The organism is Shewanella decolorationis (assembly GCF_004354305.1).
GTDB classification, from domain to species: Bacteria; Pseudomonadota; Gammaproteobacteria; order Enterobacterales; family Shewanellaceae; genus Shewanella; species Shewanella decolorationis.
Window position 1 is genome coordinate 4,010,486 of record NZ_CP037898.1, and the last position, 26,371, is coordinate 4,036,856.

The following is a 26,371-nucleotide window of genomic DNA, read 5'->3' on the forward strand; positions in this document are numbered from 1 at the left end:
GAGATATTTTACTTATCCGCATGTCGTTAGGATGGCATTAATGGCATGGCTTAACTCACTGCGAAAAAGAGATGATTGCCTGCTCTATCAAGAGCGGGCGATCTTTTATCATAATCCTATTCCGGGCTGGCTCAGGTTATTAGTAGGTTTGGTTGGGGGGTTAACTCCTCTGCTTCCGCTCGGGTATTTTCTATCTCATTGGCTGCAAATAGATTGGTCAAATCCTCCTGCTCTGTTGTTTCTCGGTATTCATACCTTGTTTTTGTGCCTGTTACCTATCGCGATTATTATATTCTCCCTCTGGTTTGCTGGTTTAGCCATGTCGATAGAGTTGCGGATTAATGCAGTGACGAATGAAGTTGTGCTAACGCGGCGCAACCTGATAAGCCAGCAAGTAACCGTATATTCACTCGACCGAATTGAAATCACAAAGGTTGGATTACCTGCGCAAAATCCTGACTACGACCAACCTTTTGTCACCTTACAAATGCCTGATGGTTTAAAAGTCGATATCTGTAGTTTTATGAGGGACCATGAAGCGAAAGAATGCGCAGGCCGCATTAACCAGTTTATTTCAGAGGCGAGGGCAACCACTCTCAAATAAGTAGCTTTCAAATGGATTCCCATCGACATAAAACAATAAAGCACCTAATTCATATCTAATAGAGAAAGCATTATTCATCATGGCCTCTGGGGCAGATAGGCAATACCATTGGGGTTCATCTCGCTGAGGCTGCTGCCATTCAGTGGTTAATTTTGGTGATTGAGCGATTAATTGCTGTCTTTGCGTTGCATCAGGGAAAAGCTGCTCCAAGTTATAGGACTGTATTTGCTGTCCTTGAGGATTAAAAATGCCTATATCTGGGCCAGTTTCTTCCGCAACATATTTACCCACAGTAATCACAAAGCCATTATCGTTTACTGCAAATCTAGCAGGAGCAAAACGATAAGGTAGTTGGTAGTGCTCGGAAAGCACATATCCAGACTTTTCATCCCAGGTAAAAATACTCATTTGCGCTGACTCAGGTTTGTCTAAGGGAAATGAGCCAGAGTGGAGTCGCGCAATGACTCCTCCATCAGGGCTGACCATCACAATCGACTTAGGTACAGGCCATGAGCTAGCTAGGCTTTGGCTGGAAAAAATCAGTAGCAGCAAACTCAGTATCCTTAACATGACAACTCCATTTCGCGCCTGTTAGTTTGTTTGCACTAACTTACAGGATTCTCCTCTGTGAATTCAATGACATCCCTAAAGCCAGTTTAGTTGTTCCAATGTCTCTATTGAAAATCCCCTCAGTTAAGGCGCCCGAATATTAAAAATGAGTGTTTGCTCAAAGGTTTTTACATCCAGAGTGATTTTACTGAACTTAGCGGATAAGGGATTATCAGAGCATTAAGCAAGCCTCTGATTTTATGTTAACCAAGGAGTTGTAGATGAGGAAAACCGCACTTTCGAGCCTTGTTTTTGCCCTGCTTTTAGGGGCTCCGCTGGCGAATGCCACTATTGAATCTGAATCGGTTGAAAAGATAAAGCAAGTGAGGGCATTACAACAGCAAGCGCCGCAGTTATTAAGCTCGGGCTTACCGAGTGAGCAACAGTTTGCGCAGCTTAAACAGGCAGGCGTGGATGTGGTGATCAATCTTATGCCCGATAGTAATAAAGAAGCCCATCCAGATGAAAGAAAACTCGTGACTCAGGCTGAAATGGAGTACGTGTATATTCCCGTGGATTGGCAAAACCCTAAAGTAGAAGATGTTGAAGCCTTCTTTACAGCAATGGATCAGCATAAGGGGAAAAATGTGTTAGTTCATTGCCTTGCTAATTATCGAGCTTCAGCGTTTGCCTATTTATATCAGTTAAAGCAAGGCCAAAAACCAGAAATAGAAAAGACAATGGCGCCATGGAATGGAGAGTTATCAAACTATCCTAAATGGCAGGCATTGCTAGCTGATGTAAGTCAAAAATACGGTTTCTAATTTCAAATGGTTGACATTGTCAATTAATCTCGATATTGTTGATATTGTCAACTATATCGAGATGCCATTATGTCTGCTATTTCCCTCGGTGAAACCTTGCACAGATTAGTGCATGCCTACAAAAAACAGCTGCGTGCGGATATTGCCGCGCAGCAGATTGAATTGCCTGTCACCCATATTCGTGCGCTCAAGGGGATTTGCCGCCATCCCGAGGCCACGGCGCAGTCTATTGCTTTGCGTATGCAGCGGGATAAAGCCCAAATTACGCGGGTGCTCAATGAGCTACAGCAGGGTGGTTATATCCTCAAGGTCGATAATCCTAAGGATGGCCGTAGTCAGTTGCTGAGGCCGACGGCGCAGGGCGAGCAGTTGATGACGCAAATTATTGCCGCCGAAAAAGCCACCGTTGCCCATATGACCCAAGCACTCGATCAGGATGAAATTGCGGTGTTCATCCGTATTGCCAACCAGATCAGCGATAGCGTGGCGGAAAGCTAAAAATTGAGTGCTATTTATCTTTTTGGAGTTTAAGTATGAACAGACCCGCTCCGCGCGAATTGACCGTGATAGGTAAAACCCAAGTCACGCCACATATGCTACGTATCACCTTAGGCGGCGCTGGCTTTGCCGGTTTTCCCGCCGATCAAGAAAGCGCCTATATCAAATTACTATTTCCGCAGCCGGGGGATGAGCGGCCATTAATGCGCACTTATACCATTCGTCAGCAGCGGATGAACGAAATCGATGTGGACTTTGTGCTGCACGATACCGATGGCCCCGCATCCTGTTGGGCAAAGTCGACCGAGATTGGGGATACCATCCAAATCGGTGGCCCCGGACTGAAAAAACTGATCAACTTAGATGCCGAATGGTTTTTACTGGCAGGGGATATGACGGCCTTGCCCGCCATCAGCGTGAACTTGGCGCAATTGCCAAGCAATGCAGTGGGTTACGCTGTGATTGAGGTGCTAAGTGAAGCCGATATTCAGCCCTTAGAGCATCCTAGCCATGTGCAATTGCATTGGGTGATTAATCCAGAGGCCGACCCAGAAGGTAAGCCCTTAGCCGAACGCATTGCCCAGTTGCCAAAACTTGAGGGGCAAGGCGCCGTATGGCTCGCCTGCGAATTTAGCAGTATGCGCGCCCTAAGAAAGCTGCTAAAGCAAACATACGACTTACCGAAAAGCCATTTTTATACATCAAGTTACTGGAAAATCGGCTGTAATGAAGGCGAGCATAAGCTGGTAAAACAACAAGATGAGCAGTTAGAAAATGGCGCTCAATAACCGCAGATATGATGACCAAACAAGGCCGCCAGTATCCATGGCGACCTTGTTTAGCTGAACCGATAGTTATTGATGCACTAACTTACCGTTTTTCACTACATCCTTGCAGGGATTCACGCCGTAGCTATAGGCGAGTTGTGCTGGGGTGGCGATATCCCACAGACAGAAATCCGCCTGTTTGCCGACCACTAAGCTGCCGACATTGTCTTCAATCCCTAGTGCCTTGGCGGCATTCAATGTTAAACCTGCGAGCGCTTCCTCTGGGGTTAAGCGGAATAGGGTGCAACCCATGTTCAACATCAGCAGGGTCGAGCAGATGGGCGATGAGCCGGGGTTAAAGTCGCTGGCGAGCACCATAGGCACACCGTATTGACGTAATAAATCGATAGGCGGTTTTTGGGTTTCTCGCAAAAAGTAAAATGCGCCCGGTAACAGCACGGCGCAGGTGCCACTTTCACTTAGGGCTTTAACGCCAGCCTCATCCAAATACTCAATATGATCAACCGACTTAGCCCCTAAACGTGCGGCTAATTCAGAGCCGCCCATATTGGATAATTGCTCGGCGTGCAGTTTAACTTGCAGGCCAGCCGCCTTGGCGGCGCTTAGGACGCGCTCGGTTTGCTCTAGGTTAAAGGCGATATTTTCACAGAACACATCCACTGCATCTGCAAGATTTTCGGCGATCACCGCAGGCAGCATCTTATTAATAATTAAGTCGACATAACCGTCGCTATTGTCTTTAAACTCGGGTGGCACCGCATGGGCACCGAGGAAGGTGGTCTTCACATCCACATGGTGATGTTGGCCGAGTTCGCGGGCCACACGTAGGATTTTGAGTTCGGTTTCGGTATCTAAGCCGTAGCCTGATTTAATCTCAACCGTGGTAACGCCTTCCTTCGCCAAGGCATTTAAACGCTGGCGCCCGAGGTCAAATAGCTCGGCTTCGTCGGCCTCGCGGCAGGCGTTAACCGTCGAAATAATTCCGCCGCCAGCACGGGCGATTTCCTCGTAAGTGGCGCCCTTTAGGCGTAGCTCGAATTCGTTGGCACGATTACCAGCAAAGACCAAATGGGTATGGGCATCAATCAGCCCTGGAGTGATCCAACCGCCCTTGCCCCTGTAAACAGGAATGGACAACACATCGAAGGCGGGCAGCTCGCTGCGTGGGCCTAACCAGGCAATTTTACCGTCTTTAACTGCGATAGCCGCATTGGTAATTGCGCCGTAAGGTGCTGATATGGAAGGGTTCATTGTTGCTACGTTAACGTCTATCCAAACCTGATCCCAAGACATTGTTATCCCTCGCTGCGTTGGCTTTGGGGCCCCGCAAACTCTTTATTATCGAAAGTTATGTGAGCTAGCTTGTATTTACTTGTATATACAAGCTAGGATTGTAGCCGCAATTTTGAACGTTTGAAAGTGGCTCAGTGTTTTGGTGTGTGAGTATCTACCACGCCAAATCTAGGCAGATTTTATCTTGAGGAAGTGTTTTGGCTACGCCTAAGTTTGCAGAAATAAAGCAATACATCATTGGCTGTATCGAGTCTGGTGAGTGGGAAGAAAATGCCCGCGTGCCCTCGGAAAACCAGCTGGCTGAACTGTTTGTCTGTAGCCGGATGACGGCGCGTCGCGCCTTGACCGAGCTGACGGACAACGGCGTGCTTGAGCGTTCACAGGGGCTGGGCACCTTTGTGGCGGGGCGAAAGTCGCAATCCTCCATGTTGGCGATCCGTAACATTGCCGATGAAATCAAAGACCGTGGTCATGGTTACAGTGTGCAGCAGTTGGCACTTGAGCAAGTGAATGCCACCGCGCCTATTGCCATCGCACTGGCGCTGGAGCTCGGGAGTCCGGTATTTCATTCGGTGTTAGTGCATTGCGAGCAGGGCGTACCGCTGCAAGTTGAGGAGCGTTATGTGAATCCCGCCTTTGCGCCTGATTACTTAAAGCAGGACTTTAGCGAGCAAACTCCCCATGAATACCTGTCACAGGTGGCTCCGCTGACCGAGGCGCACCACACCATCGAAGCCATTATTGCCAGTAGCGAATTACAGCAGAGGTTAGCCATTCCGGCGACTGAACCCTGTTTACAGATTTCACGCCGCACTTGGTCACGCCAAGGGGTAGTGAGTTTTGCCAAATTAGTACACCCGGGTAGCCGCTTTAAGCTCGGCGGGCACCTGACATTTAATAAATAACGTCATGCAAACAGAGGTGAAGGCTTACGGCATTCATCCGATGTTTAGCGACAAAAACACAATAAAAACAATAGCACTTAGCCGAATGGCGAGTGAGTTCAACAGGTTGAAAGAGGACATCTCAATGAACAAGCGACACGATCCAAGCCGCCGTATTATTGCACCCCATGGTAGCCAATTAAGCTGCAAAAGCTGGTTAACCGAAGCGCCAATGCGCATGTTAATGAACAACTTACATCCCGATGTGGCCGAGCGCCCAGAGGATTTAGTGGTTTACGGCGGTATCGGCCGCGCGGCCCGTGACTGGGACTGCTACGACAAGATTATCGAAGTGCTAAAACGCCTCGAAGACGACGAAACCTTAATGGTGCAATCGGGCAAACCTGTGGGCGTATTCCGCACCCATGCAGATGCTCCGCGCGTGCTGATTGCTAACTCTAACCTAGTACCACATTGGGCAAACTGGGAACACTTCAACGAGTTAGATAAGCAAGGTCTGGCGATGTATGGCCAGATGACCGCAGGTTCGTGGATTTATATCGGTACTCAAGGCATTGTCCAAGGCACCTACGAAACCTTCGTTGCCGTGGCAAAACAACACTTTGGCGGCGTGGCTGCCGGTAAGTGGATCCTCACCGGTGGTTTAGGTGGTATGGGCGGCGCGCAAACGCTGGCTGGTACTATGGCTGGCTTGTCTGTGCTTGCCTGTGAGGTGGATGAAACCCGCATCGATTTTCGTCTGCGTACCCGTTATGTGGATAAAAAGGCGACTTCATTAGATGAAGCCTTGGCTATGATCAACGACGCCAATGCCGCGGGCAAACCCGTATCTGTGGGCCTGCTGGCTAACGCCGCCGATATCTTTGCAGAATTAGTGAAGCGTGGCATTACTCCTGACGTTGTTACCGACCAAACCTCTGCCCACGATCCGCTGAACGGCTATTTGCCACAGGGCTGGACCATGGCGCAAGCGGCTGATATGCGTAAAACAGACGAAGCCGCCGTCGTAAAAGCGGCTAAAGCCTCGATGGCGGTACAGGTGCAAGCCATGCTGGATCTGCAAGCGGCGGGCGCGGCGACCCTCGATTATGGTAACAACATTCGCCAAATGGCCTTCGAAACCGGCGTTAAAAACGCGTTTGATTTCCCCGGTTTTGTGCCTGCTTATATTCGCCCACTCTTCTGCGAAGGTATTGGCCCGTTCCGTTGGGTGGCTCTGTCTGGCGATCCTGAGGATATCTACAAGACCGACGCCAAAGTGAAGGAGCTGATCCCCGACAATCCTCATCTGCACAACTGGTTAGATATGGCTCGTGAGCGCATCGCCTTCCAAGGTCTACCTGCGCGTATCTGCTGGGTGGGCTTAAAGGACCGTGCACGTTTAGCCCAAGCTTTTAACGAGATGGTGAAAAACGGCGAGCTGTCGGCGCCAATCGTCATTGGTCGTGACCACTTAGACTCAGGCTCAGTCGCCAGCCCTAACCGTGAAACCGAATCTATGATGGACGGTTCAGACGCAGTCTCTGACTGGCCATTACTGAACGCTCTGCTGAACACTGCTAGCGGCGCGACTTGGGTGTCGCTGCACCACGGCGGTGGTGTCGGCATGGGCTTTAGCCAACACTCGGGTGTGGTGATCGTGTGTGACGGTACTGAGGCCGCCGCCAAACGTGTTGGCCGCGTGCTGTGGAACGACCCTGCGACAGGCGTGATGCGCCATGCGGATGCGGGTTATGAGATCGCGAAAAACTGTGCAAAAGAGCAGGGCTTAGATCTGCCCATGCTTAAAGACTAACTATTCAACAAACCGTGAAAAACAACGACAAGAATACGGATGTAAAAATGAAATCAGTCAATCATTTAGTATTAACGCCTGGCAGTTTAAGTCTGGCGCAACTGCGTGAAATCAGCCGCCATAAGCTGACACTCGAACTGGCACCAGAGGCGATTACCGAGATCAACACCAGCGCGCAAATCGTGCAAAAGGTGCTGGATGAAGGTCGCACCGTTTACGGCATCAACACGGGTTTTGGTCTGCTGGCCAACACTAAGATTGCCCCGGAAGATCTGCAATTACTGCAACGCTCTATCGTGTTATCCCACGCGGCGGGCACGGGCCAATATATGCAGGACGCCACAGTGCGCCTGATGATGGTGTTAAAGATCAACTCCTTAAGCCGTGGCTTCTCGGGTATCCGTTTAGAAGTCATCAACTTCCTTATCAGCCTAGTGAATGCCGAGGTTTATCCTTGCGTGCCTGAAAAAGGCTCTGTGGGTGCCTCTGGCGACTTAGCGCCGTTAGCCCATATGTGTTTGCCGCTGTTGGGTGAAGGCGAGATGAGCTATCAAGGACAGATTATTTCGGCCGCCGAAGGCTTAGAAATCGCGGGCCTCAAGCCGATCGATTTAGCCGCGAAGGAAGGCTTAGCCCTGCTCAACGGTACTCAGGCTTCTACGGCACTGGCGCTGGAAGGCTTGTTCCACGCTGAAGACTTATTTGCTGCCAGCTCAGTGATTGGCGCCATGAGCGTCGAGGCGGCCATGGGTAGCCGCAGCCCATTTGACCCACGCATTCATGCAGCCCGTGGTCAGAAAGGACAAATCGACGCGGCCATGGTGTTCCGTCATCTGCTGGGCGAAGAGTCTGAAATCAGCTTAAGCCACCTCAACTGCGAGAAGGTGCAAGACCCTTACTCACTGCGCTGCCAACCACAGGTATTAGGTGCGTGCTTAACTCAAATCCGTCAAGCGGCCGAAGTGTTAGGCACTGAAGCCAATGGCGTGACCGATAACCCGCTGGTATTCCAAGATACTGGCGACATTATCTCCGGCGGTAACTTCCACGCTGAGCCCGTTGCTATGGCCGCCGATAACTTGGCGATTGCGATTGCTGAATTAGGCGCGATTGCAGAGCGTCGTATCGCGCTGCTTATCGATTCTAGTCTGTCTAAACTGCCTCCTTTCCTAGTGAAAAACGGTGGGGTGAACTCGGGCTTTATGATCGCCCAAGTGACGGCGGCGGCATTGGCCTCTGAAAACAAAACCTATGCCCATCCAGCATCGGTCGACAGTTTACCTACCTCGGCCAACCAAGAAGACCATGTGTCTATGGCGACCTTTGCGGCGCGCCGTTTACGGGATATGAGCGAAAACACCCGTGGCGTGTTAGCGGTTGAGTTATTGGCGGCCGCCCAAGGTTTGGACTTCCGCGCGCCGTTAATGCCAAGTAAAGCTGTGGCACAGGCGAAGGCCGAGCTGCGCGAAGTGGTTGCCTACTATGATAAAGACAGATACTTTGCGCCGGATATCGATGCGGCTACGGATCTGCTTTATACCGCCAGCTTCAATGCTTACTTGCCCCTAGGTGTGTTGCCTAGCTTGTAACGGATAGCATTCGGCGCTAACTACCTCAGTTGTGGGTTTTATGGGCTGAAAGTTATCGATAACGCGAAAGGCATAGCGATTTGCTATGCCTTTCTATTAAGTTAAGCCACTAATTGGCTGCTTTAGCGCTTTGCACTTTAGGTGTGTTTAACACCGCAGGATGAGTGCTTTTTTATCCAATCTTTACATTGTCAGTTTTTATGGCTGTCTATCCGTCTAAAACAGCGGAATTGGAGCTGTTTTAGAACATTGTTATTCCTTTTTTGTCTGTAAATTTTCCTTATATAACCAAAGTCGGTGATTGTGAGACAAAATGGGTCTTTGTGTGTGGACAAAATGTCTTTTGGTTATTTTTGGTTTTTTAAGCTATTAAATGCGATATATTTTTATTTAAACTCTGATTTTTATATTTTTAATATTGTATTCTGGTTTAAGGTTCTGTGGTTTTCTATTTGAGATCTTGATCTCATGTCATTATTTGTTATCTATTTTCACTTTAAGGATAATCTTAAATTAAGTGAGGTCTTTATTGACTCACTCAAACGATTGCAGCTTTACCACTGCAATTACCCAACTCATAACGACAAAAGTGTGAGAGAACGCTATGAACAGACGCCAGTTTTTTAAACTGTGTGCGGCCGGAGCGGCAACCTCAGCGATTTCAGCGCTGGGATTGATGTCCGAAAAGGCCTATGCAGCAGTGCGAGAGTTTAAGCTGATTGGAGCCAAAGAAACCCGTAACAACTGTCCGTATTGCTCGGTCGGTTGTGGCCTGCTGATGTACAGCCAAGGCAGCGGGGGTAAAAACTCTGAACATGCTATTTTCCATATCGAGGGTGATGCCGATCATCCAGTAAACAGAGGTGCATTGTGCTCTAAGGGTGCTGGCCTTGTGGATTATGTTAACAGTCCACACCGTTTACAGTATCCAGAATATCGCGCCCCCGGCAGCAACAAATGGGAACGGATCAGCTGGCATGATGCCTTTAAACGTATTGCTCGTTTAATGAAAGATGACCGTGATGCGAACCTAATTGAGAAAAACGCCGATGGCGTAACGGTTAACCGTTGGTTAACCACAGGGATGATGACCTCATCCGGTATGGCTAATGAAAGTGGCTTAGCGACACAAAAGTTTGCTCGCGCTTTAGGCCTTGTAGCTATCGATACTATTGCACGTAACTGACACTCCCCAACGGTAGCAAGTCTTGCTCCAACATTTGGGCGTGGTGCCATGACCAACCACTGGATCGATATTAAAAATTCTAACGTAGTGATTATTATGGGCGGTAATGCCGCAGAAGCTCACCCTGTCGGATTCGGCTGGGTTACAGAAGCTATGCAGCATAACAATGCTAAGTTGATTGTGGTTGACCCACGTTTCAACCGCAGTGCGTCATTGGCAGATCACTATGCCCCAATCCGCTCAGGAACTGACATAGCATTCCTTCTGGGTGTGATTCGCTATTTGATTTCGACCAATCAAGTTAACTTCGATTATGTGAAAGCCTATACCAACGCCAGTTATCTGGTGCGGGATGATTTTGACTTCCATGACGGCCTATTCTCAGGCTTTGATGAAGCAAAAGGCGAGTACAACAAAGAATCCTGGTTCTACCAACTCGACGAAGACGGCTATGCCAAAGTGGATGAAACACTTGAGCACCCGCGTTGTGTGTGGAACTTACTCAAACAACACGTAGAACGTTATGATTTTGCAACGGTAACTAATATCACTGGTACGCCAATCGCTGACTACCAAGTGGTATGTGATGCTATTGCGAGCACTCATACTAAAGATCGTGTGGCGACCTTTATGTATGCGCTGGGCTGGACTCACCATAGTAAAGGTGCGCAGAACATCCGTTCTATGGCGATGATCCAGTTATTACTGGGCAACATTGGTCAGTTAGGCGGTGGTGTTAACGCATTGCGTGGTCACGCCAACGTTCAAGGCTCAACCGACATGGGGCTATTGGCCCAAAGTTTACCCGGTTACCTAAAACTGCCAAACGATAAAGAACCTACCTTAGCGGCTCACTTGGCGGCGAATACGCCTAAGCCATTGCGCCCGGGTCAAACCAACTACTGGCAAAACTATCCGAAGTTTTATGTGTCCCTGCTCAAAGCCTTCTGGGGTGAGCATGCTACGCCTGAAAACGAGTTCGGTTATCAGTGGTTACCTAAGTGGGATCAGATGTATGACTTCGGTAAGCATCTGGACATGATGTACCGTGGCAAAGTGAATGGTTGCATAGTGCAAGGGGTTAACGCCATTAACTCCATGCCTAACCGTAACAAGAACATCAAGGCACTGAGTAACCTTAAGTACCTAGTAGTGCTTGATAACTTGTCATCGGAAACCGCCACCTTCTGGCAAAACGAACCCGGTTTCAACGAGGTCGATACCGCCAGTATTCAAACCGAGGTCTTCCGCCTACCTGCGACCGTGTTCGCAGAGGAAGAAGGTTCGATCGTGAACTCTGGCCGCTGGATGCAATGGCACTATAAAGGCGCTAATCCTCCAGGCGAAGCAATGTCGGACTCAGAGATTGTTTCTGGTCTGCTGTTGGAGTTGAGAAGGTTATATCGTGAAGAGGGCGGCAAACTTCCTGAGCCGATTGAAGCGATTAACTGGAACTATACCGATCCGCACAACCCAAGCTCTATCGAATTGACGAAAGAGTTGAATGGTTATGATGTCGCGACCAAGCGTCAAATCAGCAGCTTTGCTGAGCTGAAGGCCGATGGTAGTACCGCGAGTGCCTGTTGGATTTACGCGGGTTCTTGGACCGAAGCCGGTAACCAAATGGCTCGCCGCGATAATCATGACCCATCGGGTAAAGGCATTACACCGGGATGGGCCTTCGCATGGCCGCTTAACCGCCGCGTCCTCTACAACCGTGCCTCTTGCGATGTGAACGGTAAACCTTGGGATGAGCACCGTAAAATTGTCGAGTGGAAAGACGGCAAGTGGGAAGGGATAGACGTGCCCGACTTCAATGCCAAGTTGAATCCACAGGAAAGTGCGCATCCTTTCATTATGCAGGCTGAAGGCGTGGGTCGTTTCTTCGCGCTCAAACTGCTGAAAGAAGGGCCGTTCCCAGAGCATTACGAGCCAGTCGAGTCGCCCATCGGCACTAACCCACTGCATCCTAATGTGGTGCACAGCCCTGTGCTGCGTTGGTTCGAAGGGGTGAAAGACACTATCGGTACTAAAGAGGAATACCCATACGCCTGTACCACTTACTCACTCACAGAACACTTTAACTTCTGGACGACACACTGCCGTTTAGCGGCGATTGCCATGCCAGAGACCTTTGTGGAAATGAATGAGCAATTGGCGGCAGAAAAAGGCATTAAGAATGGCGATTGGGTGAAAGTGAGCTCGAAACGTGGCCACATTCTCACCAAAGCCTTAGTGACTAAGCGTATGCGCCCATTGCAGGTCAATGGTCAAACGGTACACACACTCGGTATTCCACGTCACGGCAGCCATAACGCGCTCACACGTAAGGCCTATAGCTGTAACGTCCTTACCACTGAGATGGGTGATGCCAACACGGGTGTGCCTGAGTACAAAGCGTTCCTCGTGAATGTTGAAAAGGCGGAGGTCTGATAATGGCGACTCAAGATATCATTCAACGTTCCGGCACTTCGCAAGCGACTCCTCCTGCACAGGCGAGAGTCGGTGGCGTGAAGCAAATTGCGAAGCTGTTTGACGCGACTAAGTGTAATGGTTGTAAAGCCTGTCAGGTCGCTTGTTCCGAATGGAATGACCTGCGTGAAGAGGTGGGTTCGTTCCAAGGGACTTATCAAAACCCAGCATCTCTGTCCCCAGAGTGCTGGACCCTGATGAAGTACAACGAGATCGAAGACCAAGGCAAATTACGTTGGCAGTTTACCCACAGTGCTTGTATGCACTGTGCGGATCCCGCCTGCTTAAAGGCCTGTTCTACCTCTGGCGCGATTGTTCAACATGCCAATGGCACTGTGGATTTCGATTCGGACAAATGTATTGGCTGTGGTTATTGTGCCAGTGCCTGTCCATTCGATATCCCGAAGATCAGCGCCGTCGACAACAAAGCCTACAAGTGCACTATGTGCTCTGACCGCTTGGCTGTTGGGCTTGAGCCTTCCTGCGTTAAGTCCTGTACCACAGGTGCGCTGCGTTTTGGCACGCGCGAAGACATGCTGTTCTCCGCAGAAAAGCGTGTTAACGAGCTGAAAGAGCGTGGTTTTGCCAAGGCGGGACTCTACAACCCTGAGGGCGTGGGTGGTACAGGCATGCTGATGATATTGCACGATGTCACTCAGCCTGAAACCTACGAAATGCCAAAGGATCCGCAAATCCCATTATCTGTCACCCTGTGGCAGGACTGGGTGAAACCACTAGGTACTGTCGGACTTCTTGCCACGGCGGCTGTGGCCTGCCTGCATAAGATCACCGTCGGTCGCAACATAGTGGAAGAGGACCAACCCGGCTATCAGCCGCCAGAGGACAAGGCGCAAGCGGAAGAGGAGGCCAAGAAATGAGCAAGCATAACAAGCAAGAAATGGTAGTGCGTCACAAACTGTTCGACCGCATCTGTCATTGGTTCATTGTGGCCGTGGGGCTAGTCACGTTTCTGACGGGCTTTTCCTTCTTCTATCCCTCCTTCCAATGGTTGGGCGCGATAGCGGGCACGCCGCAATTGGCGAAGTTTATTCACCCAATTGCCGGCCTGATGATGTGTTTACCGCTGATGTTGATGTTGGTGCGTTATTACCACCACAACAAATGGGAAAAACACGATCTGGCTTGGATGCTTGCCATCAAGGACGTGATGTTCGAGAACGAGGAAAAAATCCCGCCTATCGGCCATTACAACCCTGGTCAAAAAGTGCTGTTCCGTGCCTTCGTGCTGACGTCTATCACCTTAACCGTGACGGGATTCATCATGTGGCAACCCTACTTTGCACCTTACTTCTCGGCCACTGTGGTGGGCTGGGCGATCGTGCTACATGCCATTAGTGCCTTGATCATGCTGATGTTTGTGATGGTGCACTTTTGGATGGCGACCTGGGTGGAAGGTTCTATCACAGGCATGCTTTACGGCAAGGTCTCTAAGGCTTGGTGCCGTAAACACCATCCGCTGATGTTGGATGAACATTCGGACGTGGAGAAACATTAATGAGTCATACAGCCGAGATACCTATGGTCCCCGGCAGCGAATCGCCGCTGGAGCTTAAACCCTTAAAGGCGGTGGACCCTAAAACTGTGTATTACAGACGGGCGCAGCGTTTGCTGTCGTTGGCTAAGGACTCGCCGCTGGCCGACTACTTTGAGCTATGCCGCCGTGTGGTTGCGATTCAGGCCAGATTGGCGGCGGAGGCTGACTTCGGTCAGCTTCTCGCTTGGGGGAAAGATGAAGCGATTCCGCTTTCCCACTTGGGCTTAGAGGCAGATAGCTATTGGCAAGGACTGCTACAACAACTGTTAAGCGATCTGTTGCCGCAGGTGGATGAGGATATGGCGCGAGTGCTGCGTTTGTTGATGCAGCAATCCCCAGAACAACTCACCTCCTGGGGCAGTGCATTGCGTCAGGGCCATATGAGCGAAGTGCCCGCGCGCTTCAGTTTGTTTATCTGGGCGGCGATGGGGGTCTACTGGTCCCATTGGGCACCTATGGTGATTAAACGGATCGATCAACGCAAAGTCGTGCAGCAGAACCTATGCCCGATTTGCGGCTGTCATCCTGTGGCGAGCGTAATCGTCGACCAGCCGAGAGCGGGTTTGCGTTATCTGCATTGCAGTTTGTGCGAGAGCGAATGGCATTACATACGCGCCCACTGCACTAGCTGTGGTCAGGATAAAGGGACGACGCTCTGGTCATTCGATGATGCTAAGGCGCAGGTGCGCATCGAGAGCTGCGACGAATGCCATGGTTACACCAAGATGCTGTTCGTTGAAAAGTCACCGCTGATGGATGTGGCGGCCGACGACTTAGCGACCCTGATGCTCGACAGTGAGCTAAATGCCAAAGGCTTTGGGGCGACCACGGTCAATCCATTGCTGCTGGCCCACGAAACTGAGCAATAACCAAAGTTGGGAAGGGCTCACTGAGCTCTTCCCCTTATATTTATCAAGATGATACAAATGATGACCCAAGTACCCGATACACCCCAAGCCCTGTACCGCGCGCTGCCGTCGATGGACAGTCTGCTCGCCGAGGCGATATTGGCGCCCCTGCTGCAACGCTATGGTAAAGCGGCGGTAAAAGCGGCGCTGGACAGTCAGTTACGCACGGCACGTGAGCTGATTGCCCAAGAGCGGCGCTTGCCCGCTTGGTGTGCTAATCCGGCGTTACTGAGCGGATATTTGGTTGATCAATTGTCTAAGGACTATAGCCATAGTCTTAAGCCCGTGTGGAACCTCACGGGAACCATACTGCATACCAATCTTGGTCGCGCCCAACAGTCAGAGGCGGCCATTCGGGCGGTGACTTCTGTGATGCGTTATCCCACGCCGCTGGAGTTTGAATTAGCCGCCGGTGAGCGCGGCCATCGGGATAATGCCATTAGTGGATTAATCCAGCGCCTAACAGGGGCAGAAGCCTGCTGTGTGGTGAATAACAACGCCGCCGCTGTGCTGCTGATGTTGTCGGCGGTCGCGGCGGGCAAAGAAGTGATTGTCTCCCGCGGCGAGCTGGTGGAAATCGGCGGCGCCTTTCGCATTCCAGACATTATGCGCCAAGCGGGCTGCACCTTAGTGGAGGTCGGCAGCACTAACCGTACTCACCTCAAGGACTATGAGCAGGCGATAACCGAAAATACCGCCGCCATCATGAAGGTGCATACCAGTAACTACCATATCAGTGGTTTTACTGCCTCGGTGGATGAGGCCAGATTAGGCCAACTCTGCCGCGAGCGAGGTGTCGCGTTGCTCTCGGATCTTGGCAGTGGTTCACTCACCGACTTACGCCGTTTTGGCCTGAAACAGGAGCCGACGCCCCAAGCCATGTTGGCGGATGGCGTCGATCTGGTTAGCTTCTCCGGCGATAAACTCCTCGGCGGCCCGCAATCGGGTTTGATTGTCGGTAAACAGGCGTTGATTAATAAGCTTCAAAGTCATCCGCTCAAGCGTGCATTGCGCTGCGACAAGCTGATTCTCGCGGCGCTAGAGGCTACTCTGATCCACTATCTCAACCCCGAAACCTTAGATCGGGAGCTGCCGATTATGGCTAAATTTGCCCGCAGCCAAGCTGAGTTGCGTCAAATCGGTGAGCGCCTGCAGCGCGCCTTAGCACCGCTGTTTGCCCCGAGCTATGGCATCGAATTAGTGGAGTGCCAAACCCAAGTCGGTAGCGGCTCGCAGCCAGACACCTTTTTACCTTCAATCGCCCTGTGCTTTAACGCGCAAGAGGGCGGCAGTTTAATGCTGCTCGAGCAGCATTTTAAGCAGGCGCAGCGGCCTGTGATTGGCAGAATGACCCAAGATCAACTTCGTCTCGACTTGCGCGGTATCGATGATGAGGCCGAATTGTTAGCCGAACTCAGTACCTTAGGTGTGCAGCTATGATTATGGTCACGGCGGGCCATGTCGACCACGGCAAGAGCACGTTGATCCGTGCCTTAACGGGAATGAACACCGACAGGCTCCCCGAAGAAAAACGCCGTGGCATGACTATCGACCTCGGCTACGCCTTTATGCCACTGCGAGATGGCAGTCGCTTAGCCTTTATCGACGTGCCCGGCCATGAAAAATTTATCAATAACATGCTGGTGGGCGTGAGCCATGTGCGCCACGCGCTGCTGGTGTTGGCCTGTGACGACGGGGTGATGCCGCAAACCCGCGAACATCTGCAAATCCTCGCGCTTTTACCGCTAAACAGTTTGACCTTAGTGCTGACCAAGCGGGATTTAGTCGATGACCAAACCACCGCCAAGTTGACTCAAGAGGGGATGGCGCTGCTTGCCGAATACGGTATCGAGGCCAGTGGCGTATTTGAGGTTTGCGCGAATGATGCAGGCGATGCAGGAGTAGAAACCCTTAAACAACATATTTTGGATATTGCCGAGCAGCAATCGACCCAAGCGGAAGATGCCAGTAGCTTTAGGATGACGCTCGATCGCGCCTTTAGCGTTAAAGGTGCCGGCTGTGTGGTCACTGGCACAGTGATTAGCGGCAGTGTGTGTATTGGCGATAGCCTCTACAGCTCTGGGCAAAAAGCGAAATTACGGGTGCGCGGCATTCACTGCCAAGGGATGGAAGTCCACAGGGCCTTGAGTGGCACTCGGGTCGCCTTAAATCTTACTGGTGTTGATAACCATAGGTCGCCCGCCCGCGGCGACTGGTTAAGCAGTCTGCCTCAAGCTGAGTTGTGCGCCAGACCCGTAGTGCAAATTCGCAGTTTCGAACCCTTAACCCATTGGCAAAATGTGCATTGTCACCACGGAGCCGACCACACCTTAGGGCGAGTATCGCTTCTGGATGAGGCCGATGAGCAGGGGCGTTATCTGGCCGAAATTGTGCTCGATAAGCCACTGCTGTTATGCCAAGACGACCCGATAGTGCTTAGGCATATTGGCGGCAAGCAAACGCTGGGCGCGGGGCGGGTGCTGGCATTAAAAGTTCCTAATCGTAAGAAGCGCACGCCGGAGCGTGTCAGTAAGTTGCAACAGCTGGCTCAGCTCTCCAATCCGGTAAATGTGCTGGCGTTACTTGGTCAGAGTGAGGCGCTCAGTATCGATGAAATCCGTTGGCGCTGGCAGCTAACCGATGAAGGGCTGGCTGCCATGCTGGCGCAGGCGGGGCTGACTCGCCTCGGAGCCTATGGGCTATCGACCCAGTTACTTGAGCAAGAAAAACAGCAATTTATCGATCTGCTACGTGAATATCACCAACAGCACCCCGACCAATTAGGGCTGGGGCGTAATCGCCTACAACGCATGAGCCACAGCGTATTGCCTAGCGAGCTTGCCAATAAGGTGCTCGATAGCCTCTGCCAAGACGGACAGATGGTGCTGCGCGGCGCCTTACTACAGTTGGCGGATCACAGGATTGTCCTCGATAGTGAGGCGCAGCAATGCTGGCAACGCTTGGCCCCTTGGTTGGCGCTGCAAACCTCGCCCGTGTGGGTGACTGAGATGGGTGAATATCTGGAACTCGAGCCCGCCAAACTCAGATTGCTGTGTTTTCAACTGGTGCAACAGGGCTTTATTACCGCCGTAGTGAAGGACAGATATCTGCTGAGCGAGCAGTTGTGCCACTACGCCAATCTGGTGCGTGAGCATGTGGAAACCCACGGCAAGCTCGAAACCGCAGAGTTTAAGGATCTGATTGGCCTAGGCCGCAAGGTCAGTATTCAGCTGTTGGAGTTTTTTGACCGCAGTGGTTTTACCCGTAGGAAGTATCGCAGTAACAGTCGGGAGATCCGGGATGGGGAACTGTTTTATTCCCATGAGAATTGGCGGAAGAACATAGGAGTCGAACCTACCCAGGACTGCTGGCAGCCCTACCCGGATTTGAAGTCCGGACGCCTCACCGGAGACGACGTTCTTCCAATAGAAGACAAACCGATAGTAGAAAATGCATAAACCTGAATCAAGTGCATTCGTATTTAGTTAGCCACTTTGTGACTTGAGTCGAACTTTATTGGCAAACCAATTGTTTTTATTTGAATTTATGATTTTAGAGGGTCGCTATGGAATATCATTCACACGCCGTGGTTACTGAAAGAAAGGTGACCCTTTTAGAACAGGGACAGGCTTCCGAGTTAACCGATTATGTGGCTAACGAGGTGCGAGTGGCACTGGTGTATAACGGCATCGCCCACACTGTGATGCTCGCCAGCCCAGAAAATCTCGAAGAGTTCGCGATTGGCTTTACCTTGTCGGAGCGAATTGTTTCCCATGTGAATGAAATCAAAGGTGTGGATCTGGAGTTTACTCCCGAAGGCGTGCTCATTCAGGTAGAGATCACCCAAAGATGCTTTATGGAACTCAAGCAGCAGCGGCGTAATATGGCAGGGCGCACGGGTTGCGGACTCTGTGGTGTTGCGCAGCTAGAAGAGGCGGTTAAGCCCGTTATCCGCGTAGACTCGGACGCCAGATTTAATATCGATCATCTTCAAGTCGCGCTTGGGCAACTTAAGGAAAATCAGCATCACTTTAAGCTTACTGGGGCGACCCACGCTGCCATGGGCTTAGATGCGGAAGGACAAATCATCGCCGCCTTTGAGGACATAGGTCGGCACATCGCACTGGATAAATTAATCGGTGGATTTTCAATGCGTAAGGCAGAGCGACCTGTCGCCGTGTTGCTCACCAGTCGCGCCAGTTTCGAAATGGTGCAAAAGGCCGCCAGTGCCAATATCCAAATTCTGTTTGCTATGTCCGCCGTGACCTCACTGGCGTTGGAATTAGCAGAGAAAAGCAACATCACGCTTATCGGTTTTTGTCGTAATGGCAGAGCTACGCTCTACACCCACGGCTATCGGCTATTGGGGCAGAATCGTGCCTGTTTAGCAAAAGCTATCTAAAGCGTGTCGCCACACAATTAAGATTCTTTAGCGCCTTATTTTTTAAGGAATTGTGCCTTGCTTGTGTGGCAACAGGTATAAGCTCCGCGCTTATTTTTTATAGTCTCGTTCATTAGGGTAATGACATGACATGGCAACAATTTAAACAACAATATTTAGTCCGTTTTTGGGCTCCTATGCCTGCGGTTATCGCCGCCGGTATCCTTTCTACTTACTATTTTGGTTTAACTGGCACTTTTTGGGCTGTCACGGGGGAATTTACTCGCTGGGGTGGGCACTTATTGCAACTTATAGGCGCGAACCCTGAAACTTGGGGTTATTTCAAGGTGATTGGTTTACAGGGTTCTCCCTTAGACCGTATCGACGGCATGATGATCATCGGCATGTTTGGTGGTTGTATTGCGGCGGCGCTGTGGGCCAATAACGTCAAACTGCGTATGCCACAGAGCCGTATCCGCATCGCTCAGGCGTTAATTGGCGGCATTATTGCTGGCTTTGGTGCGCGTTTAGCGATGGGTTGTAACTTAGCGGCCTTCTTCACTGGGATTCCGCAGTTTTCCTTACATGCGTGGTTTTTTGCTTTGGCGACGGCGGCGGGCTCTTACTTTGGTGCGCGTTTTACCCTGCTGCCTATGTTCCGCATTCCGGTGAAATTGAAGAAAGTCGATAAGGCGACTTCGGTTAAACAGGATGAAAACCAAGCCAGACGACGTTTTCGTATTGGCATGTTAGTGTTCGCGGCCATTATCGGCTGGGGATTACTGACGATGTTCAATGCGCCTAAGCTAGGTATCGCTATGCTCTGCGGTGTGGGTTTTGGTCTGTTGATTGAGCGGGCGCAAATCTGCTTTACCTCGGCATTTCGCGATATGTGGATCACCGGACGCACCCATATGGCTAAGGCGATTATTCTCGGTATGGCGGTGAGTGCCATCGGGATTTATAGCTATGTGCAATTAGGTGTGCCGCCCAAAATTATGTGGGCTGGCCCGAATGCGGTGATTGGTGGTCTGCTATTTGGCTTTGGCATTGTACTGGCGGGTGGTTGTGAGACAGGTTGGATGTACCGCGCCGTTGAAGGTCAAGTACATTTCTGGTGGGTTGGTTTAGGCAACGTGTTGGGTTCAACCCTGCTGGCCTATTACTGGGATGATTTAGCCCAGCCATTAGCCACAAGTTGGGACAAGGTTAACTTGCTTTCAAGCTTTGGTGATAAGGGCGGTTTATTGCTGACTTATCTGCTGCTGGCGCTGTCGTTTGCGGCCATGTTGCTGTGGGAAAAACGTTTTTTTGCCCGTAAGGCAAAGCGGGATGAACAACTGATCGCGGAGGCGGCGTAATGAGTCAATATATTCCAGATTATCAACTCGATATGGTGGGCGAGCCTTGCCCTTATCCTGCAGTGGCGACCCTTGAGGCTATGCCGACACTGAAGCCAGGGGAAATATTAGAAGTGATCAGTGACTGCCCACAGTCAATCAATAATATTCCACTCGATGCCAAGAATCATGGCTATAAAGTGCTAGAAATTGAGCAAAACGGGCCAACGATTCGTTACCTGATCCAGCGCTGAGGATAGGGCTATGCTAACTATCATCAGTGGCTTAGGGATTGGTTTGGCTATGGGCTTTGTGATGCAAAGGGGCAGATTCTGTATGGCGGGAGGGATCCGCGATACCTATCTGCAACGTGACTTTACCATGGTGATCGCGATTTTGATCGCCATCAGCATCCAAAGTTTAGGGCTGTTTCTGTTCTATGAGTGGGGCTGGGTTAAATTGCCCGAAGGGCATTTTCCCTGGTTGGCCACCTTAGTGGGTGGAATATTGTTTGGTGTAGGGATGGCTGCAGCGGGAAGTTGCTCTACTGGTGCCTATTACCGTGCAGCCGAAGGATTGGCAGCCAGTGTGATGGCGGTGCTTGGTTTTATTGTTGCCAGTAAATTTGTGCGCCTTGATGAGATGAAAGGGCTTCTTAAGCCTTTGAAACAGCATCAACTTGAGGATCAAACCCTCTATCAAACTTTAGGCGTTTCCCCTTGGGTGATCGTGTTTGCTCTCGTCGCACTCACATTATGGTTGGCATTGAGTTATCTCAAGCGCCGCAAACGTCCGGTAGCGCTAATGGCGCCTCGTAAAACGGGGATAGCTCATTGGTTGTTTGAGGCGCGTTGGCATCCTTTTGTAACAGCTCTAATGATTGGTTTGCTAGCGCTGCTGGCTTGGCCAGCCAGCCTTGAGAGCGGTCGGGTTGGCAGCGTGGGGATCAGTGGCCCAAGTGCGCAATTATGGGATCTTATCACCACAGGCAACACTAAGTTTTTTAGTTGGCCTGGATATTTCCTCTTAGGGCTATTTGCCGGTGCCTTCATTGCCGCCCGAGGTAGTGCTGAGCAGCGCTGGCGCTATCCTGGACATAAAGTCGTATTGTTTGGGTTTGTAGGTGGTTTGTTTATGGGAGTAGGCAGTGGGCTTGCTGGTGGCTGTATGCTGGGTAACGCACTGGTTGGTACAGCCTATTTGTCGTGGCAAGGCTGGCTATTTATTCCTGCTATTTTATTGGGTAGTTGGTGCTTTAACTATTTTGCGCTACTGAGGCCGATGCGCCTTGCGCAGATTTAATTTCGATAAAGGAGCTGTATATGGAACACTATCTCGACACAACGGGTAAGTTATGCCCTTTTCCTTTAATTGAGTTGCAACGTTTAATCACCAGTCTTGAGACGGGTGATAAAGTGGTGTTGGATTACGATTGTGGCCAAGCAACTGAAAATATTCCGCGCTGGGCCGCAGAGGCTGGGCACGAAGTAATTCACTTTGCGCAAAAGGGTGATGCTGCTTGGACAATGACGATTCAAAAAGGTTAATTTGTCCTAAAGTAAAAAGCGCTGCATTGGCAGCGCTTTTTGATCTTAGCCTTGGCAATCGGCAGGTAAATATTCGTCGGGAATACCGTTACTGCTACATACCCAAGTGACATTGTCTTGCTCGTCAACTTGGGGCGACAGATACACCTCATAACCTTGATAATCACCTAAGGCTTCGCCGGCTACAAAACCAACAATCCCCTCGGAATAAAGGTTAAAGGTGGTTAACTGCTCATCGCTAAAACCTAGCGGCTCTAACTCAGTCGGCCAAGCTTTATGGCTTTGGTAGTACTGAGTCAGCACCTCGGTAATAGGCGCTAATGATTGATGTAACTGGTCGATATGCTCGATTGCCAGTGCGGCATCGGGCACGTTAGCGGGCTCAGTCTCCATTTGCGGAGTACTGGTAGCGTAGTTGGCATCATCATAGTTAATGCTGGCTGCGCCCGCTTTCTCTTGGTATTCCTTATATGCGGGAATCGCGACCGCAGCGGCCACACCGATAATGGCCGCAAGGATGATAATCCCGCCGCCCGCGGTGCCCATACGTGGCATAAACAGGCTAAAGAGGTAGGCGAATACGCTGCGAGAAGGCGCTGCATACATTTTGCCCTGTGCGGTTGCTTGTACTCTTGCCATACGTTTAGTCAGCCATGGATAGCTGCTATTGAGCTCATGGAAGGACATCCAAAATCCGCTCGACTCTTGGGTTTGGCGAATATATTGATCCACATTCATCCGTTTCCACTGCTCAACCCCAGCGGCTAAAACAGCAACCGCATTGGTGGCCGAGCGTAGGCTATTACAGCAACGCAAGCCGTGTAAGTCGCAGGTGTATTCACAGGCGCGAGCATAGGCGGCGCCTACTAACGGCAACCAAGTGGCGAACACTAACAGCGGCTCTTTACCAATATGGTTACGGCGAATATGGCCCAGCTCATGGCCGATATAGAAGTTAAGGGCATCTTTATCGGACTCGAGTGCATCCACAATCGATGAGAACAGCACTATGTAGTTACGGCGTAAAAAGCGGGTGGCGAGGGCATTTAGCATGCCATCGGCGGCTAACAGGTAGGCGCGGGGCGGTTCTTTAATCTCTAAACGCTCGCAGCAGGCGAGGTATTGTTTGTGTAAATCGGGGAACTGCTCAGGGCTGATTTCAACCGCCGTGCCCCTTAAGTAGCTGATAAACGCCGAGTGGGTAAAGAGGTAAATGATGAAAAACATCAGCACATAAATCAGGGCGAGACCTTTGGTGGCTAAGATCAGCACGGCCCAAATTAGCCCTGAAATAATCGCTAAAATTGCAAACAGTGACTTTTCTTTCGAATAGACGGTATCGGCCATTTGAATGGGGTTGTCGTTCCCTGTGCTAATCGCTTGTTCCATGTTGATCCTTTTCCTAGTGAAATAACAAAGCGGCGTGAAAATAGTCAATTTCACTAGGAAATTCAATCTCTATAACTGGAATAACCGATAATTTACCCTTAAGTGCTAAAAATGGCCTAAGGTGCTAGTACTGCGGTGCCATTTTTTATCGCGTTTTGCGCAAGCTCGTAAACCTGCTTCTCGGCCACATCGACTAATGCTTGGTGTTCTTCACCGAGTTGTTCCATCTCTTTACCCATCACTTCCATCGACGCGCCTAGACTTTCGATTTGCGCGTTAACCTCAGTATCTTTTTCATTTGAGGTGAGATTGATTAAGAGTTTACTGGTTTCGGCGCTGATGGCATCGCCTTTAACCTGCATTTGTTCACCCAGGCGCTGCATCTTTTCGCCTTGCAGTTGCATTGGGCGCACAGCCTCTTTCACTTGATTTACAAGGGCTGGATCGGTAATCACATAGCTTTTTCCGGCGGTTTTGACCCACAGATAGTCGGTTGGATAAGCATTGCCTTGGCGTTTGAGTTTATTCCAATCTTGGCTCTCACCTGCGCCTATCGTGAGCTCGCCATCTTGGCGCACATAAATCCACGAAAAGTCAGGATAGTTGCTGCTATTGATTGAAATATTGGTTTCGCTAGATGACCGAGTGCTTACCTGCTGTGCAGCCCAAATTCCACAGGGGATAAGTGCGAGGATCAATAAACCGCCGAATACTTTAGTGCGAGTGTTCATAATGCTTCCTTGTATGAATGAGAGTTTGTGATTAACACTCCGGTATAAGCAGAGTCCGTGCCAATAAAATATTCCTTATTTATCATTGCGATAAAAATGGTGTCCGCCTAGTCGGCCTGAATGTGTCCGCGTGTTCAGTTTAAAAGTGTCCGATTCAGTGGGCACTCTTGGGATAACCCACAAGGCTGCACTACACTTATTCGTGTTTGTGAAAAGCCGTTAGCATGTAGAGCAGGCATTGAGTGGTATTTGTGCATTAGTGCTGATTTTTGCCTGTTCGGTAAGCGTATTTTGCTTAAGTCAGCTTCGGTTAAGCTGGTATGGCGTTAGCTATGGCAATGAATAGTGATTGGTCGTTGATATAAGGGAATAAAAGTATGACGTTAACTAAGATCATCAATACGCAAAACGCAGGAATAGTAGGGCTGTTAGCCATCATGGCCTTGAGTATGTCTGCTATGGCCGCAGAAAAGCCTTCCTTTGACTGTGGCAAGGTTGAAGCGGGCAGTATCGAAGAGATGGTGTGTCAGGATGAAGGCTTAACTAAGCTCGACCAAAAATTGGCTGAGGTGTATGCCAAGGCCACTGATAAAGCTAAAAATGAACAACCTCCAGTATTAAAAGCCATGCAGCGGGGTTGGGTCAAAGGTCGCAATGAATGTTGGAAGAGTGAAGATAAACGTGCCTGTATCGAGTCGAGTTACCAGACGCGGATTGCCGAGCTACAGGCGCAATATCGTTTGGTGGAAATGACTGGGCCGGTATTTTATGCCTGCGATGGCAATCCTGCGAATGAAGTCGTGGTGAGTTACTTTAAGACTGAGCCAGCTACTCTGATAGCCGAACGTGGCGATCAAACTTCCTTGATGTTTGTTCAGCCAAGTGGCAGCGGCGCTAAGTATCAGGGGCGCAACGAAAGCCTATGGGAACACCATGGCGAAGTTAAAATTGTTTGGGGATACGAAGCGCCAGAAATGACCTGCGTGGTAAAACCTCAGTAAATTTAGAAGTTAACGCCTAAGCCTAGGTTGTAGGAAATATCCCGAGAATGCTGCGCAGCAGATTTAGTCTGATTGATATCATATTTAAATGAGAGATAAATCTGTTGTGTTAGCAGATACTTAAGCCCTAGCGTTGCGTCAGAAATATAATCAATGGTTGGCGTATCAGGAAAGGCAATTTGGAGATCGGCATAGGTCTCCAATACGCCATCGAACCAATATTGCTTGTAGTTAAGTGTGGCTGCCCAAGCGTTGAGTTGATAAGTAAAAATTTGGGTCTCCAACCAAAAATGGTTGTACGTAACAACAAAATCCAGTTTATCTCTCCCTATTCCCCAAAATCGATAACCTGGACCGAGTGCGGCGTAATAATTACTTATCGGAAAATCGCGCCTATCTTCTTGAAAATAATCCTCTTGACGCAATAACCAATGCTCACTGATAAGGTAGTCAAGGCTGTAGTGAGCCTCAAGCGTATTGCGTTTAGTGGTTTTCTCTTCAGTTTCGTAGCGCACTTCACTTTTAAGGTTATGACGCCATTGTAAGGTTTCGGCGGTAATATCACTTTTAGCATGGAGTTTTTGGGTATTTTTAGTGTTGCTGGTGACATCAATTGCAGCTTCAACACTGCCACTATAGCGCCACTCTGAGTCACTTTTTCGGTCTGAAAAAACCAACTCGCTAATAGGTGTTTGTTGATTGTTAACCAACACAAAACCATCAAGTTCGGAAGACTGTATGCTCACATCCTTCAGCGTGCGATTAATGCTCCAATGCTGCTTTTGATCGGTTTCAAAGCTTTTAATCGCGCTTCGCTCTATGGATATTTTGGGAGAATAGCTGGGCTTAATGACTAAATGCTCTTCGTCGAATTTTTTAATTTCACCAGTAATTTTATCGCCATTTTTTAATAAGACGGTATCTGCAACACTTGGCCAGCTTATGATTGCCATAAACGTGGCCATAGATAACAGTGAGTGGCGATTAGGCATTGATGACTGGCTCTAAAATAAACA

General features: G+C 50.0%; 23 protein-coding genes, 1 tRNA gene and 1 pseudogene. 19 read left to right on the plus strand and 6 right to left on the minus strand.

Features of this window, described 5'->3' with window-relative positions; translation table 11 throughout:
- Window positions 1-40 precede the first annotated feature (40 nt).
- Window positions 41-604 (plus strand): hypothetical protein, encoded by a 564-nt coding sequence (locus EYR25_RS17915; RefSeq protein ID WP_133181931.1) that lies wholly within the window; start codon window positions 41-43, stop codon window positions 602-604.
- Here the strand turns inward: EYR25_RS17915 and EYR25_RS17920 are convergent.
- Window positions 575-1,174: a hypothetical protein gene (locus EYR25_RS17920; protein WP_133181933.1), complete on the minus strand. Its 600-nt coding sequence runs from the start codon at window positions 1,172-1,174 to the stop codon at window positions 575-577. The genes EYR25_RS17915 and EYR25_RS17920 overlap by 30 nt on opposite strands.
- A 260-nt stretch (window positions 1,175-1,434) precedes the next feature.
- On the opposite strand from EYR25_RS17920, the gene EYR25_RS17925 reads away from it, so the two are divergent.
- From EYR25_RS17925 to EYR25_RS17935, 3 genes are all read left to right on the plus strand, one after another.
- Complete coding sequence (locus EYR25_RS17925) at window positions 1,435-1,977, plus strand: protein tyrosine phosphatase family protein (protein ID WP_133181935.1); 543 nt, start codon at window positions 1,435-1,437, stop codon at window positions 1,975-1,977.
- Between the two features lie 69 nt (window positions 1,978-2,046).
- Complete coding sequence (locus EYR25_RS17930) at window positions 2,047-2,475, plus strand: MarR family winged helix-turn-helix transcriptional regulator (protein ID WP_133181937.1); 429 nt, start codon at window positions 2,047-2,049, stop codon at window positions 2,473-2,475.
- A gap of 35 nt (window positions 2,476-2,510) precedes the next feature.
- Window positions 2,511-3,263 (plus strand): siderophore-interacting protein, encoded by a 753-nt coding sequence (locus EYR25_RS17935; RefSeq protein WP_133181940.1) that lies wholly within the window; start codon window positions 2,511-2,513, stop codon window positions 3,261-3,263.
- A gap of 66 nt (window positions 3,264-3,329) precedes the next feature.
- On the opposite strand, the gene hutI is transcribed toward EYR25_RS17935, so the two are convergent.
- Window positions 3,330-4,556 (minus strand): imidazolonepropionase, encoded by a 1,227-nt coding sequence (gene hutI / locus EYR25_RS17940; protein WP_133181942.1) that lies wholly within the window; start codon window positions 4,554-4,556, stop codon window positions 3,330-3,332.
- Window positions 4,557-4,753: 197 nt separating this feature from the next.
- Here hutI and hutC point away from each other — a divergent pair, with 197 nt between their 5' ends.
- From hutC to selB, 9 genes and pseudogenes are all read left to right on the plus strand, one after another.
- Entirely contained in the window at window positions 4,754-5,461 is a 708-nt protein-coding gene (hutC, locus tag EYR25_RS17945) for a histidine utilization repressor (RefSeq protein WP_133181944.1), read from the plus strand.
- A gap of 124 nt (window positions 5,462-5,585) precedes the next feature.
- Window positions 5,586-7,256, plus strand: a complete 1,671-nt coding sequence (hutU, locus tag EYR25_RS17950; protein WP_133181948.1) for a urocanate hydratase — start codon at window positions 5,586-5,588, stop codon at window positions 7,254-7,256.
- Between the two features lie 47 nt (window positions 7,257-7,303).
- Complete coding sequence (gene hutH, locus EYR25_RS17955) at window positions 7,304-8,845, plus strand: histidine ammonia-lyase (RefSeq protein WP_088212713.1); 1,542 nt, start codon at window positions 7,304-7,306, stop codon at window positions 8,843-8,845.
- Between the two features lie 604 nt (window positions 8,846-9,449).
- Window positions 9,450-12,464, plus strand: a complete 3,015-nt coding sequence (fdnG, locus tag EYR25_RS17965) for a formate dehydrogenase-N subunit alpha (RefSeq protein WP_084294827.1) — start codon at window positions 9,450-9,452, stop codon at window positions 12,462-12,464.
- Between the two features lie 2 nt (window positions 12,465-12,466).
- Window positions 12,467-13,381 (plus strand): formate dehydrogenase subunit beta, encoded by a 915-nt coding sequence (fdxH, locus tag EYR25_RS17970; protein WP_023265886.1) that lies wholly within the window; start codon window positions 12,467-12,469, stop codon window positions 13,379-13,381.
- A complete protein-coding gene (locus EYR25_RS17975) occupies window positions 13,378-14,019 on the plus strand; it encodes a formate dehydrogenase subunit gamma (RefSeq protein ID WP_133181952.1) in 642 nt (213 codons plus the stop codon). Before fdxH ends, EYR25_RS17975 begins: the two co-directional genes overlap by 4 nt.
- The gene (fdhE, locus tag EYR25_RS17980) at window positions 14,019-14,927 is read left to right on the plus strand and encodes a formate dehydrogenase accessory protein FdhE (RefSeq protein ID WP_133181954.1); all 909 of its coding nucleotides are present in this window, start codon (window positions 14,019-14,021) and stop codon (window positions 14,925-14,927) included. The genes EYR25_RS17975 and fdhE overlap by 1 nt, the downstream gene beginning before the upstream one ends.
- Before the next feature lie 57 nt (window positions 14,928-14,984).
- On the plus strand, window positions 14,985-16,406 hold the full coding sequence (gene selA, locus EYR25_RS17985; protein ID WP_133181956.1) for an L-seryl-tRNA(Sec) selenium transferase: 1,422 nt from the start codon (window positions 14,985-14,987) through the stop codon (window positions 16,404-16,406).
- Between the two features lie 2 nt (window positions 16,407-16,408).
- Window positions 16,409-18,202: pseudogene (gene selB / locus EYR25_RS21570) on the plus strand (selenocysteine-specific translation elongation factor); the annotation flags it as partial.
- A 93-nt stretch (window positions 18,203-18,295) separates the two neighbouring features.
- Here the strand turns inward: selB and EYR25_RS21230 are convergent.
- A tRNA-Sec gene (locus EYR25_RS21230) sits at window positions 18,296-18,390 on the minus strand.
- Window positions 18,391-18,531: 141 nt separating this feature from the next.
- On the opposite strand from EYR25_RS21230, the gene fdhD reads away from it, so the two are divergent.
- The 5 genes from fdhD to EYR25_RS18015 all read left to right on the plus strand — a co-directional run bounded on the left by fdhD (window position 18,532) and on the right by EYR25_RS18015 (window position 22,234).
- A complete protein-coding gene (gene fdhD, locus EYR25_RS17995; RefSeq protein WP_023265881.1) occupies window positions 18,532-19,368 on the plus strand; it encodes a formate dehydrogenase accessory sulfurtransferase FdhD in 837 nt (278 codons plus the stop codon).
- A gap of 125 nt (window positions 19,369-19,493) precedes the next feature.
- Window positions 19,494-20,708, plus strand: coding sequence for a selenium metabolism membrane protein YedE/FdhT (yedE, locus tag EYR25_RS18000; RefSeq protein WP_023265880.1), 1,215 nt, complete (start codon window positions 19,494-19,496; stop codon window positions 20,706-20,708).
- Window positions 20,708-20,941, plus strand: coding sequence for a sulfurtransferase-like selenium metabolism protein YedF (gene yedF / locus EYR25_RS18005; protein ID WP_011070517.1), 234 nt, complete (start codon window positions 20,708-20,710; stop codon window positions 20,939-20,941). The genes yedE and yedF overlap by 1 nt, the downstream gene beginning before the upstream one ends.
- Window positions 20,942-20,951: 10 nt before the next feature.
- Window positions 20,952-21,989 carry a YeeE/YedE family protein gene (locus EYR25_RS18010; protein ID WP_207953663.1) on the plus strand — a complete coding sequence of 346 codons (1,038 nt, stop codon included), beginning with the start codon at window positions 20,952-20,954 and terminating at the stop codon, window positions 21,987-21,989.
- A gap of 20 nt (window positions 21,990-22,009) precedes the next feature.
- Window positions 22,010-22,234, plus strand: a complete 225-nt coding sequence (locus EYR25_RS18015; protein WP_133181958.1) for a sulfurtransferase TusA family protein — start codon at window positions 22,010-22,012, stop codon at window positions 22,232-22,234.
- Window positions 22,235-22,279: 45 nt separating this feature from the next.
- Here EYR25_RS18015 and EYR25_RS18020 read toward each other — a convergent pair whose 3' ends face one another.
- Both EYR25_RS18020 and EYR25_RS18025 read right to left on the minus strand, forming a co-directional pair.
- Entirely contained in the window at window positions 22,280-23,623 is a 1,344-nt protein-coding gene (locus EYR25_RS18020) for a M48 family metallopeptidase (protein WP_133181960.1), read from the minus strand.
- A gap of 116 nt (window positions 23,624-23,739) precedes the next feature.
- Window positions 23,740-24,354: a hypothetical protein gene (locus EYR25_RS18025; RefSeq protein ID WP_133181962.1), complete on the minus strand. Its 615-nt coding sequence runs from the start codon at window positions 24,352-24,354 to the stop codon at window positions 23,740-23,742.
- Window positions 24,355-24,791: 437 nt separating this feature from the next.
- On the opposite strand from EYR25_RS18025, the gene EYR25_RS18030 reads away from it, so the two are divergent.
- Window positions 24,792-25,355: an MliC family protein gene (locus EYR25_RS18030; RefSeq protein ID WP_425057231.1), complete on the plus strand. Its 564-nt coding sequence runs from the start codon at window positions 24,792-24,794 to the stop codon at window positions 25,353-25,355.
- Between the two features lie 2 nt (window positions 25,356-25,357).
- Here the strand turns inward: EYR25_RS18030 and EYR25_RS18035 are convergent, their stop codons facing one another.
- The gene (locus tag EYR25_RS18035) at window positions 25,358-26,308 is read right to left on the minus strand and encodes a DUF481 domain-containing protein (RefSeq protein WP_243729912.1); all 951 of its coding nucleotides are present in this window, start codon (window positions 26,306-26,308) and stop codon (window positions 25,358-25,360) included.
- Between the last annotated feature and the right edge of the window lie 63 nt (window positions 26,309-26,371).

Coding starts and splice junctions, on each gene's coding strand:
- selA (WP_133181956.1), top strand. CDS start 14,985: ATGATGACCCAAGTACCCGATACACCCCAAGCCCTGTACCGCGCGCTG.
- hutI (WP_133181942.1), bottom strand. CDS start 4,556: ATGTCTTGGGATCAGGTTTGGATAGACGTTAACGTAGCAACAATGAAC.
- EYR25_RS18035 (WP_243729912.1), bottom strand. CDS start 26,308: ATGGCAATCATAAGCTGGCCAAGTGTTGCAGATACCGTCTTATTAAAA.
- hutH (WP_088212713.1), top strand. CDS start 7,304: ATGAAATCAGTCAATCATTTAGTATTAACGCCTGGCAGTTTAAGTCTG.
- yedE (WP_023265880.1), top strand. CDS start 19,494: ATGACATGGCAACAATTTAAACAACAATATTTAGTCCGTTTTTGGGCT.
- EYR25_RS17975 (WP_133181952.1), top strand. CDS start 13,378: ATGAGCAAGCATAACAAGCAAGAAATGGTAGTGCGTCACAAACTGTTC.
- EYR25_RS17925 (WP_133181935.1), top strand. CDS start 1,435: ATGAGGAAAACCGCACTTTCGAGCCTTGTTTTTGCCCTGCTTTTAGGG.
- EYR25_RS18030 (WP_425057231.1), top strand. CDS start 24,792: ATGGCCTTGAGTATGTCTGCTATGGCCGCAGAAAAGCCTTCCTTTGAC.
- EYR25_RS18010 (WP_207953663.1), top strand. CDS start 20,952: ATGCTAACTATCATCAGTGGCTTAGGGATTGGTTTGGCTATGGGCTTT.
- fdhE (WP_133181954.1), top strand. CDS start 14,019: ATGAGTCATACAGCCGAGATACCTATGGTCCCCGGCAGCGAATCGCCG.
- fdxH (WP_023265886.1), top strand. CDS start 12,467: ATGGCGACTCAAGATATCATTCAACGTTCCGGCACTTCGCAAGCGACT.
- fdhD (WP_023265881.1), top strand. CDS start 18,532: ATGGAATATCATTCACACGCCGTGGTTACTGAAAGAAAGGTGACCCTT.
- EYR25_RS18025 (WP_133181962.1), bottom strand. CDS start 24,354: ATGAACACTCGCACTAAAGTATTCGGCGGTTTATTGATCCTCGCACTT.
- hutU (WP_133181948.1), top strand. CDS start 5,586: ATGAACAAGCGACACGATCCAAGCCGCCGTATTATTGCACCCCATGGT.
- EYR25_RS17930 (WP_133181937.1), top strand. CDS start 2,047: ATGTCTGCTATTTCCCTCGGTGAAACCTTGCACAGATTAGTGCATGCC.
- EYR25_RS18020 (WP_133181960.1), bottom strand. CDS start 23,623: ATGGAACAAGCGATTAGCACAGGGAACGACAACCCCATTCAAATGGCC.
- EYR25_RS17920 (WP_133181933.1), bottom strand. CDS start 1,174: ATGTTAAGGATACTGAGTTTGCTGCTACTGATTTTTTCCAGCCAAAGC.
- EYR25_RS18015 (WP_133181958.1), top strand. CDS start 22,010: ATGGAACACTATCTCGACACAACGGGTAAGTTATGCCCTTTTCCTTTA.
- EYR25_RS17915 (WP_133181931.1), top strand. CDS start 41: ATGGCATGGCTTAACTCACTGCGAAAAAGAGATGATTGCCTGCTCTAT.
- yedF (WP_011070517.1), top strand. CDS start 20,708: ATGAGTCAATATATTCCAGATTATCAACTCGATATGGTGGGCGAGCCT.
- EYR25_RS17935 (WP_133181940.1), top strand. CDS start 2,511: ATGAACAGACCCGCTCCGCGCGAATTGACCGTGATAGGTAAAACCCAA.